Raw genomic sequence first — 20,695 nt, forward strand, 5'->3', positions numbered from 1 at the left:
CTGCTGCCCCGCCCGCTATCGCGGAAACTTATTCTTAATTGTATGTCTTTCGCCGACTGGCGTTTGTTCTTTCTTCGCCCGCTCGTGCCGCGGGAGCACCGGCTTTCCTGGACGCCTCCCCACGGGAGGCCCGCAATAAGGTCGCAAGCGCCTTCATTGCACACCCTCCCGGGCGTCCGACCGTAGAAATAACCGTACGATTTTATGTAAGGTTCTCCCTTAGTCAGGCCGGAGCCACCCCGGCGTAGGCCTGCAACTGCGCGGTGCTTGTTGCGGCCCCGCTGGCTCCGGCCATAATTAATTGTACGGTTTTAATTTAGGGATCCGCGCCAGCGGTTGGACCGGACGCCTCCTACGGTACGGGACCACCGGTCCTACCTTTCTTTAAAGAACAATTCATTCAATTTACAAAGGTAAATTTTTTCCCCGACATAAGGGCCAATGATTTTCGACAAGACGATGCAACCGGCATACAACCGGCCCGGCATCAAGGCAAATCGATCCCCGCTTTACGGGCCTGCTCATGCTGCAAACGCCGGGGAATACGGTAAAGCCGGCCCTCCTTGAACAAAGCCGCGCCCGTCTGGCGGAACGAAAAGGCGACCCCCGCCGCCCGGCACTGCTCCCTGAGCGACAAGACCCAATCGAAATCGCAAATCCGGGCATCCGTTCCCGATTCGCCCCCAGCGACCACCTCTTCCGCCCAATCCGCCGACAACCACGGGGTCAGATCGACCGGTCCCAGCAACGGTTCGCAGACAATAATTTTGTGCCGTATCGGAGCCTCCCGGTAAATCGGCAGCCGGTAATCCGCCCGGTCCTGATTTTCGACCGTGCAGCCGATCGTCACGTTCGGGTAACCCCGCGGTCCCCAGTCCGGCGGCAAGCACTCCCCCAGCCGGTCGATACGTTTGGTGATGAAAAGAAAATGCAAATCGCCGCGCAGCCGCATCATTTCCCACGCCTCGGGCCGCCACCTGTCGGCTTCGGGAACGAAAAAGTCGGAACTGAAACAGGTGTAAACCGTCGAACCGGCAGGAATTTTGCAGTTGCCTTTCCTGTCGCGCCGTACCGGCATGTCGAAAGAAGCCGTGCGGACAACGGTCGAAGCATCGCGATCGAACCGCGCGTCCATACGGTAAACATAGCAGTGCAGACACCCTGCGCTGATTTTGCGGCATCCGTGCCAGGGGTTCCAGAAAGGCATGCGTCCACGGGCGTCCGCCCATGGTTGAACGGCAGAACGCCGCTGCAAAGATACGCAACAACCCGCAGACACGAACCGGACGAAAGCCGTTCCCGGCGCAGCGGCTACTCGGAATCCGGTCTGTTGCGCCGGGAAGACGGCACGACCTTCAGATAGACTTCGCCGCCCCGGCGCAGGGCTTCCGCCCGAATCTGTTCGGCCAGTTCGCTGCAAGTGATCCCGTTGAGCGCCGACCGCACCGTGGGCAGACTGACCCCGAAGTCGCGGGCCAGCTTCTGCCGCTCGCCCAAAGGCATGATTATCTTTTTATCAGTGGCCATGTATTGTTTTTATTTTAAATATCTGTACCTTTAGCCTGCTTTCAGAGTGAAAGATTGTGCAAAGTTAGAGATAATAATCTTTTATTGCAAGATAAAAATCGTAAATTTTATGACCGAGAAAGAAAAACTGAAGGCGTACCTTCAATATAAAGGCATCAGCAAAAACAGATTCTATACGGAAACCGGATTTTCCGTCGGTTTTCTGGACAGCGGTCGCAGCCTGGGAGCCGACAAGGTCAGGATAATCATCAATAAATTCCCGGACCTGAGCCTCGAATGGCTGATTATGGACGAAGGGGAGATGATTATCGAACCGCGTCCCGAGGGCGTCGCTTACGATATGCGGCCGAACATCTCGCATCTGGAGGAACCGGAAAGTCCTTATTACGTACCGACCCGGATATATACCCCTGCGGCGGGCGCGGCAGATCCGACGCGGCGCATACCCCTTTACGATTTCGAAGCGGCGGCCGGACTGGCTCCGGTATTCGACGGACGGACAGCGCCGACGGGCTATCTGGCCATCCCCGAACTGCCGCGGTGCGACGGGGCGGTGAAAATGCGCGGCGATTCGATGTATCCGCTGCTTAAAGCGGGCGACATCGTGATATACAAACAGGTACACGACTGTACGAACATCATCTGGGGCGAAATGTACTTGGTTTCGTTCAGTTACGACGACGAAGAGTACACCACGGTCAAATACCTGAACCGTATCGAAGAGAAACCCGACTTCGCCCGACTGGTCAGCTACAACGCCCACCATGCCCCGATCGAGATTCCCCTTACGGCGATCCGGGCGCTCGCGATCGTCAAAGCCAGCGTGCGCTTCAACACGATGGGCTAAACGCTTATCGGACGGCTCCTGAAACAGATCCCGCCTTTCCGGTCTGACAAACGGAAAGGCGGGATCTCTTATTTGACAAGGATATGTTTTGGCATATGTGCTGTTTCAATAAACATTTTTCGGCACGCACCGGATATGTTACCCGGCCTTGTACGATCAGACGCAAAACCGATAAGAAAAAATTTCCGATTACATACTTTGATATACCGAACCGTTTTGACTGGCGTTTTTTCGATTCTCGCATCTTACCCCCGACGGCTGAAAAAGCCCTCCGGCACTGAGTCGATAGGGAAGTTATCACCGAATAAGTCTGGTATGCCAAAGCTATAATCGGGCCTGTGAAATAGCATATATGTCTTTACCCGAAGCCATGCCGTGACTCTCCACCAACGACCTTGCGGTACCGCTCGCACCAAGGATCTGGAGTTTTCTCCGAGCAAAGGCAGGCGCAGGCCGAGTAAATGGAATACCGGGGAGCTGCGTATAAAACAGGGTAAAATCGTATATACTCACGTGAACCCAAAAGAATCGCAGACACTTCCTAATATCGATCGCCTGTTTCAACGTCCGGGACCGAAGCCGGCATACGCTGGGATTTCCGACGGACAAATCATTTCGGTTTTGTACTTTTGTCTTTCGGAACGACGCAATGACACCGAAGAATTTCGACATATCGCAGCGTTGGGCGGCCATCGTGAACCCCGTAGCCGGCAGCGGCAGGGGCCTGACGGACTGGCCGCAGATCAGCGGCCTGCTCCGCGACGAGGGGATCGCCGTGGATGCCATGTTCACGCTGCACAAATACCACGCTACGGAACTGGCGGTCGCGGCTGTGCGGCAAGGCTACCGCCGGATCATCGTGGTGGGAGGCGACGGGACCATACACGAGACCGTCAACGGTTTCTTCATCCAGCAGGAGTGTCCGACCACCGACATCCTGATGGCCGTGATCGCCGTCGGAACGGGCAACGACTGGATACGCATGTTCGGTATCCCGCGCAACTACGTGGACGCGATCCGTTCGATCCGCGAAGGGCATGCTTTCCTGCAGGACGTGGGAAAAGTGAGCTATTACGAATCGAAAGTCCACCAGTCCCGCTACCTGGCCAACGTTGCCGGGTTCGGCTACGATGCAGCCGTCTGCCGGGGTTTCAACCGACTCAAGGAGAAAGGGTGCCGGGGCAAATGGATCTATCTGTTCAGCGTTTTCCGCGAAGCGCTGCGCTACCGGACGCGTCGCGTCCGGGTCGAAGTGGACGGCGAAGAGGTGTTCGACGGCAAACTGTTCACCGGCACCGTGGGCATCTGCAAATATACGGCGGGCGGGCTGACTCAGACGCCGAACGCCATTGCGGACGACGGGCTGTTCGACCTGACGGTGATTCCGGCAATGAACCGGGTGCGGCTCTTCAGCCGCTTCCGGGTCGTCTATACGGGCAACATCTACGATATTCCGCGCGTTTCGCTGTTCCGGGGAGGTTCTATCCGGGTACATGCCGAACGGCCTGTACGGCTCGAAATCGACGGCGAAATTCTGGGTTATTCGGATTTCGAATTCCGCATCGTGGAACGGGCGGTACGCGTCGTCGTAAGCGAGAAGTTCATCCGGGACAGGGCCTGAACCGGGCTTCGCCGACGATCCGCGACGGCGGACAGTGGTCGTGCGGCCCGCGGCAAAGGGACACCGCGCCTGCCGCCGATCCTCGGGAATCGCTTTGGGAGAACGTCCCCTCGAATCGGTCCCCGCGCCAACGGACAGCCATGGCATCGAAGTGCATAACGTACGATTGCTCCGTTTAGCCGAAGCCAGCGGGGATGCTTACAGCTCTTCACCGGGGACTGTCTGCTGCACGGACGATTGATTGTTCCGTTGAAACTAAATCTTCGCGTGAGCGGGACGGGCCGGACGCCTCCCGCATCGGAGGCTCGGTGCCGTTCGGCACTCGGGCCGAGCTGTAATGATCCGAAGATTCCCGTGCGCCCGACTCGAATGAAAAATTAACCCTACGTTTTTTATTTGGTTTATATGCGAGGTTACTCTATTTGTGTGTATATAGATAATTTTAGTGTGTTTTGTTCTGGTTTGTCTCCGAAGCGACAAAGCCGCTTCGAGGCAATACCGTGCAAGGCTTCATATAGCCGGCATATCATTGTATAGAACCGGGTACGGACGAATGACGATACGATAAATGAATCATACGATGACAAAATTTCGATGGATGGCGGCGCTGTGCGCCGGGTTGTTGTTCGGCACGGGAAACGTGCAGGCGCAGAAGAAGACATTGGGACAGGAAGCGTTCGACGGATGGCGTCAGATTGCCGCGCCCCGGATCAGCGACGACGGCCGGTGGACGGTTTACGGGCTGAATCCGGCTCGGGGCGACGGGCAGACCGTCGTTTACGACGCTTCGAACGGGACGACCGATACCCTCCGTCGGGCTTCCGACGCCCGATTGTTCGGCCCGGCCGGGGCGCCGTGGGTAGCGGCGAAGGTCGGCCCGACCTTCGCGCAACGGCGGCGGGAGAAGATCGCGAAGACCCCGAAAGATCGCAGGCGGCCCGACACCCTGTTGCTGGTTTCGCTGCTTTCCGACGAACGTGTCGTCGTGCCCCGGCTCAAGGAATTTCAAGTCGCCGACCGGGAGGGGAGCGGAGTCGTGGCTTACCTCTATGAGGTGGTGCCCGCTACGGATACGAGCACGGCGGTGAAAAAGGCTCCGAAATCGAAGAAGTTCAACCGGCTGGTGCTGTGGAATACCGCCGCGGGCGGCGACAGTACGGTGGTGGACAGTGTGGAGAATTTCGCCCTGTCGCGGAACGGGAAACTGCTGCTTTATACCCGGAAAGGGGATAGCCTGCGCAGCGTGTGGGCCTGTGCGGACGGCCAACGGACGGAGCTGTACCGCGCTTCGGCGGGCCGGACCGGAACGTTGGCCGTGGACGAAGCCGGACGGCAGGGGGCCTATCTCGTGACGCCCGACACGACTGCGACGGGTGCTCGATACGAACTCTATTATTTTACGGCGAAGAAACCGCAGCCGCAGCGCATTGCGGCGCAGGGCGCTGCCAACGGCTTTACGGTGAGCGAGTTCGGGAAACCGGAATTTTCGCGCGAAGGGGGATGGCTGACCTTCGGGATGAACGTGCCGCCGCGGGTGGTGCCGAAAGATACCCTGCCCGAAGACGAGAAGAGCGCCTTCGATCTGTGGAGCTATACCGACACGCTGCTGATGACCCAGCAGCTGGCGAATGTCAAACGGCTGAAAGAGCGGAGTTACCGGGCGGCTTACGACACCCGGACGGGAAAGTGGGTCTTGCTGGAGGATAAGGAGCTGGCGTCGGTGGCGTTCGCCGGGAACGACGACGCCCCATATGCGCTGGGGACGGATGTCCGGCCTTACGAATGGGCCAGCACGTGGGAATCGCCGGGCACGAAAGATTTGTATGCGGTGGATGTGCGCACGGGCGGGAGGCGATTGCTGGCGAAGGGAGTCAGGGCGCAGGCTTCGATTTCGCCGGACGGACGGTATGTCGCGTGGTACGATGCTCCGGCGGCGGAGTGGAAAGCGGCGGCGACCGAGGCCGGAAAGGGCGGAGAAGTGTCGCTCTCGCGGGCGATTCCTTACCCGATGTCCGTGCCGGATTTCGATATGCCGGACTATCCTTCGGCCGAAGGCATGGCAGGCTGGACGGCGGACGGCCGGGCGGTGATTTACGATCGTTTCGACCTGTGGCTGGCGGATCCGTCGGGCCGGCGTGCACCGGAGTGCCTGACCCGCGGAGCGGGGCGGCGGGACAGCGTTCGGTTCCGCTATGTCCGGCTCGATCCGCAGGAGCGGACGATCGACCTGTCGCGGCCGGCGCTGCTCTCGGCATTCGACCGCTCTTCCCGCGACGGGGGGTATTATCGCCTGCCTGCGGGGGGCGGCGAACCGGAAAAACTGGTGATGGACGGTCATAAATACACGTTCGTGGCAAAGGCGAAAGAGGCGGATGTCCTGTTGTGGCAGCGGGAAAATTTCCGCGAGTACCGCGACCTGTGGCGGTCGGGGTTGTCGTTCGCGGATTTGCAAAAGGTGAGCGACGCGAATCCGCAGGCGGCCCGGTACGAGTGGGGCAGTGTGCGCCGCGTGGCGTGGGAGGATATGAACGGCGTTCCGGCCGAAGGGCTGCTCTATCTGCCAGAGGATTACGATTCGACGCGCCGCTATCCGGTGATCGTCTATTTTTACGAGACGCATACGGACGACATTCATAAGCACGTGCACCCGCAGCCGAGCTGGTCGATCGTGATTCCGGCGGTCTGCACTTCGCAGGATTACGTGGTTTTCATGCCGGACATCCGTTACCGGACGGGGTATCCGGGGCAGTCGTGCTACGACGCGGTGGTGAGCGGCGCCCGGATGTTGATCGACCGGGGAATCGCCGATCCGCGGCGCATCGGTCTGCAAGGGCAGAGCTGGGGCGGTTACCAGATCGCCTACCTGGTGACGCGCACGAACATGTTCCGCTGCGCCAGTCCGGGCGCTCCGGTGTCGAACATGACTTCGGCTTCGGGCGGTATCCGCTGGGGGTCGGGCATGCCGCGCATGTTCCAGTACGAGCACGGGCAGAGCCGGATCGGAGGCTCGCTGTGGGAGAGACCGATCGAGTATATCGAAAATTCCCCGCTTTTCTTTGCGAACAAAGTGCGTACGCCGATGCTGATGCGCCACGACGACGCGGACGAGGCGGTGCCGTGGTACCAGGGCATCGAGTATTTTCTGGCGTTGCGCCGCCATGGGGTGCCGGTGTGGATGGTGAACTACAACGGTCAGCCCCATAACCTGAAACGTTATGCGGACCGGTTGGACTGGGACCGCCGGATGATGCAGTTTTTCGACCATTACCTCAAAGACGCCCCCGCGCCGCGCTGGATGCGCGAGGGGATTCCGGCGACGGACAAAGGGATCGACCCGAAACTGGATTATTGATGCGCTTTTGCGGAACAGGCCGTGCGGCTCCCCTCGCAAAGGGGAGCCGCACGGCCTGTTTTATACGGCGTTATGTCCGCGCTTAACAATTTGGTAACGTTAAGTTAATAAAATACTAAGGGCGTGTTAAGGAGGGGTTAATATGGGGATTCTATGTTTGCGGTGTAGAAATAAGGGAAAGAATATCGCACCGAAACAGATGCTTATGAAACGACAACTGACAACCGCGGCCCTTGCGGCCCTGACTTTGGCCGGAACGAATGCCGTCGCGGCCGGAACCGGCGGCTCGACTTCCGTGGCTGAAAAAATCGCGCCGGCTGCGGAAGACGGAGGCCTGAAACTCCGCTTCGGGGAAAAGGGCGGGCAGCTCAAAATTACCGGTTACCTGCAAGCCCAGTGGCAGCTGGCCCAGCAGAAGGGGATCGACGCGTTCGGCGACGGCGGCAGCTTCGGCGAAAACAGCGATAACCGCTTCATGCTCCGCCGCGGACGGGTGAAGTTCACTTACGACCTCGGGGTGATGCAGGTCGTTTTCCAACCCGATTTCTCGGAAAAAGGGGTGAAGGTCCGGGACGCGTATATCAAACTGACCGCCCCTTCGCAGGTGATCGGCGGGCAGGTGGGGATTTTCGACCGCCCGTTCGGATATGAGATCGGTTATTCGTCGTCTTACCGGGAGACTCCGGAACGGAGCCGCGTCTATCTGTCGCTTTTCCCGAACGAACGCGATCTGGGCGCCATGCTCTCCCTGAGCGGCCGCAAAGGGACTTTCATGAGCCGTTTCATGCTGAACGGCGGTCTGTTCAACGGCAACGGCGTCGGGGAGGAGACCGATTCCCGCAAGGACTTCATCGGCCGTCTGGCTTATTTGCATACGTACGAAACGGGCGAATGGGGCGCGGCGTTCTCGTATTATAACGGCGGGGTGCTGAATCCGGTGAACGAGAAGTATAAGTTCGTGAAAGATCGGGGATTCGTGAAACAGGAAGGGGTGCAGGGCGAATACTCCAAACGCCAGTATTTCGGGTTTGCGGCGCAGGTTTCGCAACAGTGGGCGGCCGGTACGACTCATGTCCGCGCGGAATATCTGTGGGGCAAACAGCCGGGCACGCAGAACAAGAATGCCGATCCGGGCGGAACTTCGTTCGGGGCGGGCAGCGATCCGCTCTACCTGCGCAGTTTCCGCGGCGCCTACGTGTACTTTATTCAGGACATCGGCAAATCGAAACATTCGCTCGTGTTCAAATACGACAATTACGACCCGAACACCAAGATCGGCGCCGACCGGATCGGCCGGTTGCCCGGTACGGGCGCGGCGGACGTGGCTTACAATACCTACGGTGTCGGCTATATGTTCCGCTGGAACAAGTACCTGACCCTTTCGGCCTATTACGATATGGTCTCGAACGAGAAGTGTCCGGGGCTGGCGAACGACAATCCGCTCAAGGACTATGCCCGCAATATCAAAGACAATGTGCTGACCCTGAGGATTCAGGCGAAGTTCTGACAAGTGTGCATGGCGGTTCGTAAGAACCGCGCGGGCCGGACGCCTCCCCACGGGAGGCCCGGTGCCGCTCGGCACAGGGGCCGGGCTGTAACTACCCGAGCCTCTCCCGGGCGTCCGACCAAAAAAGAAAAAAGATAATCAATAAAACAACAAACAGATATGAAAAGAATCGTAATGCTTATCGCGGCGCTGACGCTGGTCGGCGGACAGGCAATGGCCCAGAAACTCAAAGGTTCGGATTCGGTGCTTCCGCTGGCTCAGAAAGAGGCTGAAAATTACCTGAAAAAGAATCCGTCGGCCGATGTGACGGTAACGGGCGGCGGTTCGGGCGTGGGGCTCGCCGCACTGATCGACAATACGACCGACATCGCGATGGCGTCGCGCAAAATCAAAATCGACGAACGGCTGAAATTACAGAACGCCAAACGACCGGTGGTGGAGAAGATCGTCGCGCTGGATGCGCTGGCGGTGGTGGTGAATCCGAAGAATCCGGTGTCGCAGCTGACGCGCGAACAATTGGAGGGAATCTTCACGGGCAAGATTACGAACTGGAAACAGGTGGGCGGCCCGGATATGAAGATCGTGGTCTATTCGCGCGAAACGAGTTCGGGCACATATGAATTCTTCAAGGAAAGCGTACTGAAGAACAAGAACTACATGGCGTCGGTGCTGTCGATGCCGGCTACGGGGGCGATTATTCAGTCTGTGTCGCAGACGCCGGGGGCGATCGGTTATGTGGGCCATGCGTATGTGAACGACGATGTGAAGGCGCTGAAGGTTTCGTACGACGGCAAGACGTTCGTGGAGCCGACTTATGCCAATGCGAAGAATAAGACTTATCCGGTGGTGCGCCCGCTCTATTTCTATTATACGAAAGATCGCGAGGCGAAAGTCGGTCCGCTGGTCAATTATGTCATGTCGCCGGAAGGACAGAAGTGGGTCAAGGAGGTCGGTTATATCGACGTGCTCTAAATCTGCGGAGAATAAACCGATTAACCGTTCGTTTTTTGTCGTTGCCCGTGTGATTCGGGGGAGTGAAGTGCCGAATTCCCGCTAACGCGGAAATCAGGTTGTAATCGTACGGTTGATTTTTCATTCGGGTCGGACGCCCGGGAGCGGTCGCAACTTTCGACGCGTAGAGCGGCGAATTGCGGGCCTCCCGTGGGGAGGTGTCCGGCCCGCCCGCTGGCGCGGAAGCGTAGTGTACTGTCTTTCGCCGACGGGCGTTTGTTCTTTCTTCGCCCGCTCGTGCCGCGGGGGCCCGGTTTTTCCGGACGCCTCATGCCGGCGGGGCACTTGCTTTCTTGCGCGACCAAGAAAGCAAGCAAAGAAGTCGCCGGGAATGCGATTCCCCGCTCCCGACTCCTGTCGGAACGGAAAATCGCACATTCCCGGGTCAGCAGCCTCTACCCGTACTGCGATACCAATGTAAGAGGCCGGAAGAAGTACTTATTTAAACCTACGATTAATCAGTAAGAAAATACTTTGCGACTTTTGGGTCGTGCGGGCCGCGGTCTCCCGGGCGCCCGACCCGATGAAAAATTAGCCCTACAGAGTTATCTTTCAAAAAAAACGAACACTTAACAGTTACAGATGAACAGACGATTCAGAAGAGTAGTCGAACTGATAGCCGAGAAGGTGTTGATGGTCAGCGGAGGCGTTACCTCCGTGACCATCATCCTTATCGTGTTTTTCCTGTTCCGGGAAGGGATCGGGTTGTTCGGGAGTCCGGCCGTGGAGCAGGGGTATGTGGTGGCGGTCAATCGGGAAAATACCGTGAGCGACCTGACGCCCGTGCAGCTCAAGGAGGTTTTCGACCAGGAGATCACCAACTGGAGCGAGTTGGGCGGAAAGGACGAACCGATCGTGGTTTTCCGGCTGAACGACATCGAACAGTACGCGAGTTACGAGGAACTCGGCGACGAATTGCAATTCATTCCGCAGTGCCTGAGCCGGATCGTCGCGGATCATCCGGGTATGATCGCTTTTTTCCCGGATACGTATCTCATCGACGGTTTTGCCGGGAAGGTGATCGACAAGCGGAACATCACGCCGGGCGAGTTTTTTCTCGGCGACGAATGGTTTCCGACCGCTACGCCGGCTCCGTTGTTCGGGATCGTGCCGCTGGTGATGGGGACGCTGTGGGTGTCGCTGGCGGCGATCCTCTTCGCATTGCCGCTGGGGATGGCCGTGGCGATCTATATGGCCGAGCTGGCGAATGACAAAATACGGAAGGTGCTCAAACCGGTCATCGAGTTGCTGGCCGGTATTCCGTCGGTGGTGTACGGCTTTTTCGGGCTGGTGGTGATCGTGCCGCTGATCCAGCGGGTGTTCGGCCTGCCGGTGGGCGAAACGGCGCTGGCCGGGAGCGTGATTCTGGCTATCATGGCCCTGCCGACGATCATTACGGTGGCGGAAGATTCGATACGTAATGTGCCGCGGGCGGTGAAGGAGGCTTCGCTGGCGCTGGGGGCGACGCAGTGGCAGACGATCCGTCGGGTGGTGCTGCCGTATTCGGTGTCGGGGATTATGGCGGCGGTGGTGCTGGGCATCGGCCGGGCGATCGGCGAGACGATGGCGGTACTGATGGTGACGGGTAATTCGGCGATCGTTCCGCACGGGTTGTTGGAGCCGGTCCGGACGATTCCGGCCACGATCGCGGCGGAACTGGGCGAGGCTCCGAACGGAGGGGTACATTACGAGGCGTTGTTCCTGTTGGGCTGTATCCTGTTTGTCATTACGCTGATTATCAGTATTACGGCGGAAATGATGGCGGCCAAAAAACCGAAACAACAGATTTAGTTTAACCGTTCGATTTATCGTACGTACCCGGAAAGGAACCGTTCTCTTTGTGAACAACCGACGCTGCCAGCGAGCGCAATGCAAACTTGCTTGAACATTGCCGAGCGGCGAGGAGGAAACCGCTTCGCGGTAACGGAACCAGAAAAACTTTCAAGGATGCTGTCGCATCCTAAACCTGCCGGAGTCGGATGCTGTGGGCCGGGGCCTTTCTTTCAAGAAAGAACGGTACCCTCCAGCACAAGTACGAATAAACGAACAAATAAAAAACAGATGAGTACGTTAATCAATACGAAATTCGACCGCCGGAAACGCCGCACGCAAGGCGTGGCGTTCTGGATTTTCAGGCTGATGAGCCTCGCAGTGGTGGCTATCCTGCTCTGGATACTCGGCTTCCTGGTCGTCAAGGGGATCGGCGTAGTGAACTGGGAGTTCCTGACCTCGATACCCGAAGACGGGATGACCCAAGGGGGTATTCTGCCCGCTATCGTCGGGACACTCTGTCTGGTGGTCGGCAGTATGGTTTTCGCATTCCCGATCGGGGTGATGTCGGGCATTTATATCAATGAATATGCGCCCAATAACTGGCTCGTGAAGTTTATCCGCGTGATGACCAACAACCTGTCCAGTATCCCTTCCATCGTGTTCGGCCTGTTCGGGATGGCTTTGTTCGTCAATACGCTGGGGTTCGGAGATTCGATCCTCGCAGGCTCGCTGACATTGGGCCTGCTGGTACTGCCTGTGGTGATCCGTACTACCGAGGAGGCTCTCAAGGCGATCGACAACAGCTATCGGAACGCTTCGTTGGCTCTGGGAGCCACCAAATTGCAGACGATCCGCAAAGTGATCCTGCCGATGGCCTTTCCGAATATCATCACGGGGCTGATCCTTTCCGTGGGGCGGGTGTCGGGCGAAACGGCTCCGATCCTGTTCACGGTAGCGGCCTATTTTTTGCCGAAACTGCCGACGAGCATTTTCGACCAGGTAATGGCGCTGCCGTACCATCTGTATGTGCTGGCGACCAGCGGTACGGATATACAGGCGGCGCGTCCGATGGCCTACGGTACGGCGTTGGTGCTGATCCTGATCGTGTTGCTGATCAACCTGCTGGCGAACGGACTGAGAGCCTGGTTCGGCAAGAAAGTGAAAACGCATTAATGTGTGCTTTTATCTCTTGGCCGGAGCCAGCGAGGCCCAAACTGAGCGAAGCGAAAGTTGCAGGCCTTTACCGGGGGTGGCTCCGGCCTGACAAAGGGAGATCTTGAATGGTCTCTAAGTATGTGAAAACTAACTAATCATTTCGATAGATTTTGGAAAAACAAGCAATCATTTCGGCGCAGGACGTCAATTTCTGGTATGGCGATTTCCATGCGCTGCGCGATATTTCGCTGGATATAGAGGCCCATACGGTCACGGCATTCATCGGCCCGTCGGGCTGCGGGAAATCGACTTTCCTGCGTCTGCTGAACCGGATGAACGACCTGGTGGACGATTCCCGGCTCGAAGGACATATTCTGATCGAGGGGGAAGACATTTACGCGCGGGGAGTGATGGTGGACGAGCTGCGTAAACGGGTGGGAATGGTATTCCAGAAGCCGAATCCGTTTCCGAAGACGATCTTCGAGAATATCGCCTACGGGCTGCGGGTCAATGGCGTGCGGGACAAGGCGTTTATCGAGCAGCGGGTCGAAGAGTCGCTCAAGGGGGCGGCGTTGTGGAACGAGGTGAAGGATAAACTCCGGAAGTCGGCTTTCGAACTTTCGGGCGGGCAGCAGCAACGGCTGTGCATTGCCCGTGCGTTGGCGGTACGGCCAGCGATTCTGTTGATGGACGAACCGGCTTCGGCGCTGGACCCGATTTCCACTTCGAAGATCGAAGAGTTGATTTACGAATTGAAATCGGAGTACACGATCGTGATCGTAACGCACAATATGCAGCAGGCGGCGCGGGTGTCGGACCGCACGGCGTTTTTTTACCTCGGCGAACTGGTCGAATACGGCGAAACGAAGAAGATCTTTCTCGGTCCGGAAAAAGCTCAGACGCAGAATTATATCACGGGGCGGTTCGGTTAGGAGTCGGGCCGACAGGCCGTTCCCCGCAGTTTTCTCCGTCGTAGCGATAGACGGTGAACCCGAATGGGGAAAGCGGTTTAATTGTACGTTTGTTTGCCCAGGGCCGCAGTCTGCGGGGAATAAGGTACTTACGGCCCGGTCCTTTGTGCCGGGCGGCACAGGGCCTCCGCTGCGGGAGGCTGCGGCCCGCGCACTGACGCGGATTTTTCACGAATAACCGTACGTTTTTAGTTTTTGCGATTCATAAGAATCGCCGGCTTTCGCGCCCAAGCCGCTTTTGCGGCTTCGGGGGTGGGCGCAAAGCCGAACGGGTAAAACAGTTTAACCATAGGTTTAATTGTGTGTCTTTCGCCGACAGGCGTTTGTTCTTTCTTTCCCGCTCATGCCGCGGGGCACCGGTTGCTCCGGACGCCTTATGCCGGCGGGGCACTTACTTTTTTGCGCGACCAAAAAAGTAAGCAAAAAAGTCGCCGGGAATGCGATTCCCCGTTCCTACCTCCCGTCGGATCGGGAAATCGCACATTTCCGGGTCTGCAGTCTCTACCCGCACTTTGGAACAGAACAAAAAGCGGGAGTGTATATTTTAAACAATAAGCTTCCGCGTTAGTGGGCGGGCCGGATGCCTCCCCACGGGAGGCCCGGTGCCGCTCGGCACAGGGGGCCGGGCTGTAACTACCCGAGCCGCTCCCGGACGTCCGGCCGTGGCGGAAAAACCGTAGGGTTATTCGTGAAAAATCCGCGGCAGCGGTCGGGCCGGAACCGGCACAGTGTAGCCTGAGGTTTTGTCCTCGCTGGTTCCGGCTGGTACATGAACCCTGCGGTTACCGGTTTCCCGACGTATACAAATAGGATGTGAACCGCATATTACAAACACAACGAATATGAAACAGACAGAGATAGAAATCAAGGAACTGAAAGGCCACCTCGCCCAGATGTGGTCGTTGGTCGAACAGCAGGTCCGCAAAAGTTTCGAGGCCGTCGTCGTTTTCGATCAGGACCTCGCCCATGAAATCATATCGCGCGAAAAGAGCGTCAATGCCCAGGAACTGGTTGTCGATCATCATTGCGAAAATTTTATCGCCCTGTTCAATCCCGTCGCCGTCGATCTGCGCTTCGTGCTGTCGTTGCTCAAGATCAACAACAATCTGGAACGTATCGGCGATTTTGCGGAGAGCATCGCCCTGTTCACCGCCCATCATCAGACCAAAGTGATCGCACCCGAACTGTTGAAGCAACTTCAGTTGAAGAAAATGTTCGACACGGTGCTCAAGATGATGGATCAGGCCCGCACGGCATTGGCCCGCGAAGACAGCCGGCTGGCCAGCCGCGTACTGGGGCTGGACGACGCGGTGGACCTGATCCATCGGGACGCCGTTCCGGTACTGGCGGCCTACATTACGGCCCATCCGGACGAAACGGTGGAGGTGATGGGCATACACAACGTCGTGCGCCGTGTGGAACGTATGGGCGACCGACTGAGCAACATCGCCGAAGACATCGTGTTCTACGTCGATGCCAAGGAGTTGCGCCATACGGCGTACACTCAGCTGCCGAAAGAGGAAAAATAACCTGCCGGCGCGGAATCGGATAAAAATGACTACATTTGCGTTTGACTTTGAAATCGCAAAACCAAATTATATTTCATTCGCATCATGAAAAAACTTTTTATCCTGGCCGCTCTTTCGGCCGCCTCGCTGACGGCGATGACCTCCTGCGGTCAGGGCAGCGCGAAGATGACTACCGACATGGATACGCTGGCTTACGCGATCGGTACGGATCTCGGAAGCATGGCTTTCTCGTTCGATTCTACGCTGAATCCGGATATCCTGGCGGCGGCTGTCAAAGATGTTTTCAACAAGGAGGGCAAGATGTCCCGCGAAGAGGCCGGGGCTTTCATCCAGGAATATATGACGGTGGGGCTGGCGCGTAAGAATGCCAAAGCCGGTCGGGAGTTCATCGCCGAAGCGGTGAAGAACGGCGCCGATACGCTGGCCAGCGGTCTGGCCTACAAGATCGACGATCCGGGTTCCGATACCAAGGTGGCTTTGGGCGACTCTATCTACGTGAAATACACATTGACCCTGCCCGGCGGCAAGGAATTGGAAAAGACGCCGGAAGCCGTGCCGATGCTGCTCGAACCGCCGTATCTGATCAAGGCGTGGACCGAAGGGATCCCGCTGGTGGGCGAGGGCGGTAAGATCACGCTCTATGCGCCGGCCAGCCTGGCCTACGGCGAGTCGGGAACCCGCGGGATCGGCCCGAACCAGGCGCTGAAGTTCGAAATCGAAGTGACGAAGGTGGTGGCCAACCACGATCCGCAGTACCGGAAATCGGAATCGCAGAAATAATCCCTCCCTGTCGCAGATAGGTACGACGGGTTCCCGCATAACAGCGCGGGAACCCGTTCTTTTTAGATGCAGCTTGCGATTCAGGCGGAAAAGCGTTACCTTTACGCACAGTAAATTGCATGGAACCGTATGAGAAAAGCTGAAATACATACCGCGAAAGGGGTGATGAAAGTGGAGTTTTACGAACAGGATGCGCCGGGAACGGTAGAAAACTTCTGCAAACTAGCCAAGAGCGGTTTTTACGACGGATTGACTTTCCACCGCGTGATCCCGAATTTCGTCATCCAGGGGGGCTGTCCCAAAGGAGACGGTACCGGCGGTCCCGGTTACACCATTAAATGCGAAACCTCCGGAGGGCACCAGTACCACGACCGGGGCGTGTTGTCGATGGCCCATGCCGGCCGCGATACGGGCGGATCGCAATTCTTCATCTGCCATAACCGCGAAAATACGGCGCATCTGGACGGGGTGCATACCTGTTTCGGACGTGTGTACGAGGGGGTGGACGTGATCGACGATATCCGTCCGGGCGACGTGATCGAAAAGATCGTCGTTTTCGACGACGCGGAGTAGTTGCGGATTAATAATTAAGCAAGAACGAAATATGGATTTAGAAGCAACCGTACACATGGTTCTGCCGCTGGAGACGGGCCAGAGCGCCCGCGGCGAGTGGAAAAGACAGGACGTGATTTTCGCACTGCCCGGCGAGTTCGACCGTAAGCTCTGCGTCGAGTTTTGGAACGACCGTGCCGCAGATGCCGCGGCCCTGAGGCCGGGCGACCGTGTGGCATTGAGCATCAATGTGGAATCACGCGAATATAACGGGCGCTGGTACACCAGAGTGCGAGCTTGGCGTATGAATCGTTTGGAGGCGCAGACAGGTGCGCCGGCCGGGGCTTATCCGCCTCCCTATCCGCCGGCAAACGCGGCCCCGGCAGGGCAACAGGCCTATCAGCAGCCTCAGTATCAGGCTCCGCAGCAACCGCAGCAGGCTCAGCCCACTTCGGCTGCTGAGGTGGACGACCTTCCGTTTTAAGCCTCTTCCGGACAGTGGTTTTCGGGCCGGTAAAGAAATTGTTCCTTACCGGCCCGAAATGTATGCGGGGTATTCGGCGGACGGAACGGATAGACAGCGGGGGAGGGGAGCGTTCCGTGTACGGCATTCGGATAGAACCTGCGTTGCCGTCGGTTTGCACGGGGTGAAGTCCGTGCCCGGCAGTTCTCTTATGCGTCCGGTTCGGTTTCCGCAGCCGTATCGACCGGCAGATCCACCGTGAATGTCGTACCCGTGCCGGGGATGCTTGTGAATCCGATGTGTCCTCCGAGCAGCTCTACGATTTTACGCGACAAGGCCAGCCCCAGGCCGCTGCCGCTGCTTTTCGTCGTGAAATTGGGCAGAAAGATCTTTTCGCGGATCTCTGCCGGGATGCCCGGGCCGTTGTCGCGGAAACTGATCCGGGCGCGTCCGTCCGTTACCCGCAGGTCTATGTCGATCCATGCCTGTTTTTGTCCCGCCATGGCCTGCACGGCGTTTTGGCAGATATTTACGAAAACGCGGGTCAGGTGGTCGGGATCGGCGGTTACCCATACCGGAGGCCGGGTATGGCCGACGGGCAGCGGAACGCTGGCATCGTCCCCTCCGTTCGTTCCGGGAGCCATCCCGTTGTCCTGCCAATTGCATCCGCATTCGAAGTGGAGCCGCACGCCGATATGTTCATAGCCCGAATATAGTTTGGCTACGTTGCAGACCAGCGGTACGAGGTCGATTCGCGTGGGATGGCCTTCCCCCAGTTTGGCGAAGTCCGAGAACTCGCTGGCGATTTTGGTCAGCAGGTCGATCTGGTCGAGCAACAGGGCCAGTGTTGATTCCACTTTCGGTTTCAGCGCGTCGCAGTCGTCGCGCTGCATGGAGCGCTGGAGCATCTGTATTTTGAGCCGCATGGGAGTCAGCGGGTTCTTGATCTCATGGGCCACCTGGCGGGCCATCTCGCGCCATGCCCCTTCGCGTTCGCTGCGGGCCAGCTGGCGATAGCTCTCCTCCAGATAGTCGATCATCGTGTTGTATTGCTCCACCAACATTCCGACTTCGTCGCTGATTTTGCGGCCGGAGCCGATCGCGTCGATTTTCTGCATCTTGGAGATGTTGCCCATCGCTTCGTGGAGCTGGTTGAACGGTTTGGCCAGCAGCCGGTAGAGGAATTCGGACAGGATGACCGCCACGCAAAGGATGATCAGGAACAGGTTCAGGATGTCGGCCAGCAGTTCGTGTTGCAGGAAGCTGTTGTTCACACTCGGGCTGTAGTATTGCAGGTTCAGGTATCCGTACAATACCCCGTCCGAGACGATCGGCGCGAAAGCCGAGGTATATTGCGAGTCGTCGATATCGGTCGCATAGAACGGCCGGCCGAGGTAGTGCAGGTAACGGTAGGCGGCGCTGTTCATCCGGGTGATGTATTTCTGGCGTTCGATGGAAGTGGCCAGCAGGTCGCCGTTCAGGCCGAAGACGCTGATGCTGTAATTGACGTCCCGTTGTTCGTTGGCGAGCCAGGTTTGCAGCGACGGTCCGTCGAACGGGTTGTGTTCGAGGTATCGGGCGATGCTGGTACCCAGCCGTTGGAGATTGTTATTGACGAAACGCCGTTGTTCGGCGTGGAAATTGGTCAGGGTATGGTTGACGATCACGCAGGTGACGGCCAGCATCGCGAAAAGCACCACGCCGATCACCACCGCCCGTATCTTGAAAGTCATCCGTGTGCCGAGCCGCTGGATGTTGAACGTGTAACCGGCGATTTCCAACAGGAGGCCGCACAGGACGAAAAGCAGCAGGAAGATATAGGCGTACAGGGAGACGGCATCGAGCAGGGTGGTCGCTTTACGGCTGATGACGAGCAGGCCGTGCCGGCCGTCCTGGCCGTAGTAGTTGTACAGGAGGTGGGTCTGGCCGTTGCGGGTCAGTATGGTGTCGCGTCCCGGTGTGATGCGGGCGGCCAGCCCCTGATAGTTGTTGCTGTTGTCGTGTCGGAAGGAGATCTGGCCGTCCTTGATGCGGGCGTAGGTGAAGTCGCGGAAACGGATGTCGAGGCTGAGTTCGCCGGTGGTGTTTTCTTCGAGGCTCATGATGGCCAGGTCGTGCGGCGAGGTGGCCAGGATACGGGCGTAGAGTTTCTGTGCGTTGTTCTGGGCGGATCGGTTCTCCTGAGTGGCGAAGTAGGAGATATAGGCGCTGAAGATCACCAACGAAATGATGAACGAGCCGTAATGCTTGTAGCGCTGCCGGATGTAGTCGGAACCGGCCGCGAACAGGAAAAAGACGACGAGCGTGTAGCCGGTCCGGTGGATCTGGTTTTCGACGGGCCAGAGAAAAAGGAGGATCAGGACGGCGGTGAAGAGGATTCGCAGGACCAGCCGGCGGGTACCGAACAGGACCAGTCCCGTATGGGCGAGCAGAAGGCGGATGCTGACGAACAGGACGGTGAGCAGGTAGAACATGGCGCTGGTGTACGACAGGTCGAAGATGTCGTATTTCTGCATGTTGATTTTCGGGGAGTAGATCGACAGGATCAGCGCGTAGTGGAATATGGAGACGACCAGGGCGATCAGGACGCAGACGGATAGCGAGACGAGTATGCGTCCGCGCCTGGCGAAGCGTCGGTACCGCCAGTTCAGCTTGGCCCGTACCTGGAACAGGTAGGCGGTGTAGACGAAGAACATCCCGTAGCTCAGAAGCAGGTCGCCGAGCGAACCGAGCACCCGGTTGTGAAGGCCGTATATTTTGTTGAACAATACGCCGTTTGAATTGGGTATTCCGGCATAGTACAGCCCGATCCGCAGCAGGGCGTAGACCAGCAGCAGGACGCCGGCGTTCAGGAAGGCGTTCCGGCGGGTCGTGTAGCGGCGGACGATGTTTTTGAGGTAGAGGCACAACAGCAGCACGGCGCCCCATCCGCAAAGTTCCGGCCACCAGGGCATGCTTTGCATCGTTTTGGCTTCGATGTAGAAGCTGCTGCCGGCGGTATCGATTCGTTCGGCTCCGACCAGTCTGGCCCGGATGCTGTCGCTGGCGGGCAGCAGGGCGATGCGCTGTTCGGGAAAGATTTCGGCGTTGTAGCGATCGGTTTCCCGGTCGCGCAGGTCGATGGCTACGACGGCGCTTTTGCCGTTGCGGCTTTGCAGGCTGGTCAGCACCTGATGGGAACCGATCTGCCGGATCGTGCGGGAGGGGGTCAGCCAGAAGCTGTTGATATTGGGCAGGTAAACGTAGTTCGACCAGTAAACCAGGGCCGAGTCGCGGAACAACAGCAGGGAAACGCCTTTTTCCGCCCACGCGGCCGGGAGGTCGCCGTACCAGAGTCGTTGTACGAAAAGGGTGTCGTTCCGGGTTTCGAGCCAGTTTCCGACGATGCGTTCGGTCTCCTGTTCGATGGTCTGGAGTTCGCGAACGACATGACGGCTGCCCGGATCGACTTTCTCGCTGACCCGGAATGCCGAGTAAAACAGGTTCACGGCGAGCAGGCACAGGGCCAGCGGAAGCACGATCGGCCGGATCCGTGCCCGGAACCGGAGACCGAATGCACGCAGCGGGTTCGATGAGTTGTAAGTGTTTCGGAACATGGATGCGGTTC

At 58.0% G+C, this 20,695-nt stretch carries 15 protein-coding genes; 12 read left to right on the plus strand and 3 right to left on the minus strand.

Annotation, left to right across the window (positions count from 1 at the left end; genetic code table 11):
* Nucleotides 1–487 precede the first annotated feature (487 nt).
* Nucleotides 488–1,207, minus strand: coding sequence for a DUF5131 family protein (locus tag RIKMI_RS0109495; RefSeq protein WP_027291412.1), 720 nt, complete (start codon nucleotides 1,205–1,207; stop codon nucleotides 488–490).
* Between the two features lie 104 nt (nucleotides 1,208–1,311).
* Nucleotides 1,312–1,527: a hypothetical protein gene (locus tag RIKMI_RS0109500; protein ID WP_027291413.1), complete on the minus strand. Its 216-nt coding sequence runs from the start codon at nucleotides 1,525–1,527 to the stop codon at nucleotides 1,312–1,314.
* A gap of 109 nt (nucleotides 1,528–1,636) precedes the next feature.
* Here RIKMI_RS0109500 and RIKMI_RS0109505 point away from each other — a divergent pair, with 109 nt between their 5' ends.
* The 12 genes from RIKMI_RS0109505 (at nucleotide 1,637) to RIKMI_RS0109560 (ending at nucleotide 17,109) form a co-directional block, all read left to right on the plus strand.
* Nucleotides 1,637–2,374: a S24 family peptidase gene (locus RIKMI_RS0109505; RefSeq protein ID WP_027291414.1), complete on the plus strand. Its 738-nt coding sequence runs from the start codon at nucleotides 1,637–1,639 to the stop codon at nucleotides 2,372–2,374.
* Nucleotides 2,375–3,023: 649 nt separating this feature from the next.
* On the plus strand, nucleotides 3,024–3,995 hold the full coding sequence (locus tag RIKMI_RS0109510) for a diacylglycerol/lipid kinase family protein (protein WP_027291415.1): 972 nt from the start codon (nucleotides 3,024–3,026) through the stop codon (nucleotides 3,993–3,995).
* 580 nt (nucleotides 3,996–4,575) lie between these two features.
* Nucleotides 4,576–7,347 (plus strand): S9 family peptidase, encoded by a 2,772-nt coding sequence (locus RIKMI_RS13750; RefSeq protein ID WP_169715517.1) that lies wholly within the window; start codon nucleotides 4,576–4,578, stop codon nucleotides 7,345–7,347.
* A gap of 205 nt (nucleotides 7,348–7,552) precedes the next feature.
* Entirely contained in the window at nucleotides 7,553–8,854 is a 1,302-nt protein-coding gene (locus tag RIKMI_RS13755; RefSeq protein ID WP_051214480.1) for a hypothetical protein, read from the plus strand.
* Between the two features lie 159 nt (nucleotides 8,855–9,013).
* The gene (locus tag RIKMI_RS0109525; RefSeq protein WP_027291416.1) at nucleotides 9,014–9,826 is read left to right on the plus strand and encodes a phosphate ABC transporter substrate-binding protein; all 813 of its coding nucleotides are present in this window, start codon (nucleotides 9,014–9,016) and stop codon (nucleotides 9,824–9,826) included.
* Between the two features lie 621 nt (nucleotides 9,827–10,447).
* On the plus strand, nucleotides 10,448–11,656 hold the full coding sequence (gene pstC, locus RIKMI_RS0109530; RefSeq protein ID WP_027291417.1) for a phosphate ABC transporter permease subunit PstC: 1,209 nt from the start codon (nucleotides 10,448–10,450) through the stop codon (nucleotides 11,654–11,656).
* A gap of 270 nt (nucleotides 11,657–11,926) precedes the next feature.
* Nucleotides 11,927–12,811, plus strand: coding sequence for a phosphate ABC transporter permease PstA (gene pstA / locus RIKMI_RS0109535; RefSeq protein ID WP_037291809.1), 885 nt, complete (start codon nucleotides 11,927–11,929; stop codon nucleotides 12,809–12,811).
* Between the two features lie 152 nt (nucleotides 12,812–12,963).
* Nucleotides 12,964–13,725 carry a phosphate ABC transporter ATP-binding protein PstB gene (gene pstB / locus RIKMI_RS0109540; protein ID WP_037291812.1) on the plus strand — a complete coding sequence of 254 codons (762 nt, stop codon included), beginning with the start codon at nucleotides 12,964–12,966 and terminating at the stop codon, nucleotides 13,723–13,725.
* An 881-nt stretch (nucleotides 13,726–14,606) separates the two neighbouring features.
* A complete protein-coding gene (gene phoU, locus RIKMI_RS0109545; RefSeq protein WP_027291420.1) occupies nucleotides 14,607–15,293 on the plus strand; it encodes a phosphate signaling complex protein PhoU in 687 nt (228 codons plus the stop codon).
* Between the two features lie 84 nt (nucleotides 15,294–15,377).
* Nucleotides 15,378–16,073: an FKBP-type peptidyl-prolyl cis-trans isomerase N-terminal domain-containing protein gene (locus RIKMI_RS0109550; protein ID WP_027291421.1), complete on the plus strand. Its 696-nt coding sequence runs from the start codon at nucleotides 15,378–15,380 to the stop codon at nucleotides 16,071–16,073.
* Between the two features lie 129 nt (nucleotides 16,074–16,202).
* Nucleotides 16,203–16,646 carry a peptidylprolyl isomerase gene (locus RIKMI_RS0109555; protein ID WP_027291422.1) on the plus strand — a complete coding sequence of 148 codons (444 nt, stop codon included), beginning with the start codon at nucleotides 16,203–16,205 and terminating at the stop codon, nucleotides 16,644–16,646.
* Nucleotides 16,647–16,677: 31 nt separating this feature from the next.
* Nucleotides 16,678–17,109 carry a DUF3127 domain-containing protein gene (locus RIKMI_RS0109560; RefSeq protein ID WP_027291423.1) on the plus strand — a complete coding sequence of 144 codons (432 nt, stop codon included), beginning with the start codon at nucleotides 16,678–16,680 and terminating at the stop codon, nucleotides 17,107–17,109.
* Nucleotides 17,110–17,297: 188 nt separating this feature from the next.
* Here RIKMI_RS0109560 and RIKMI_RS0109565 read toward each other — a convergent pair whose 3' ends face one another.
* Nucleotides 17,298–20,684: a sensor histidine kinase gene (locus RIKMI_RS0109565; RefSeq protein ID WP_027291424.1), complete on the minus strand. Its 3,387-nt coding sequence runs from the start codon at nucleotides 20,682–20,684 to the stop codon at nucleotides 17,298–17,300.
* Between the last annotated feature and the right edge of the window lie 11 nt (nucleotides 20,685–20,695).

Source organism: Rikenella microfusus DSM 15922 (assembly GCF_000427365.1).
Lineage (GTDB): Bacteria > Bacteroidota > Bacteroidia > Bacteroidales > Rikenellaceae > Rikenella > Rikenella microfusus.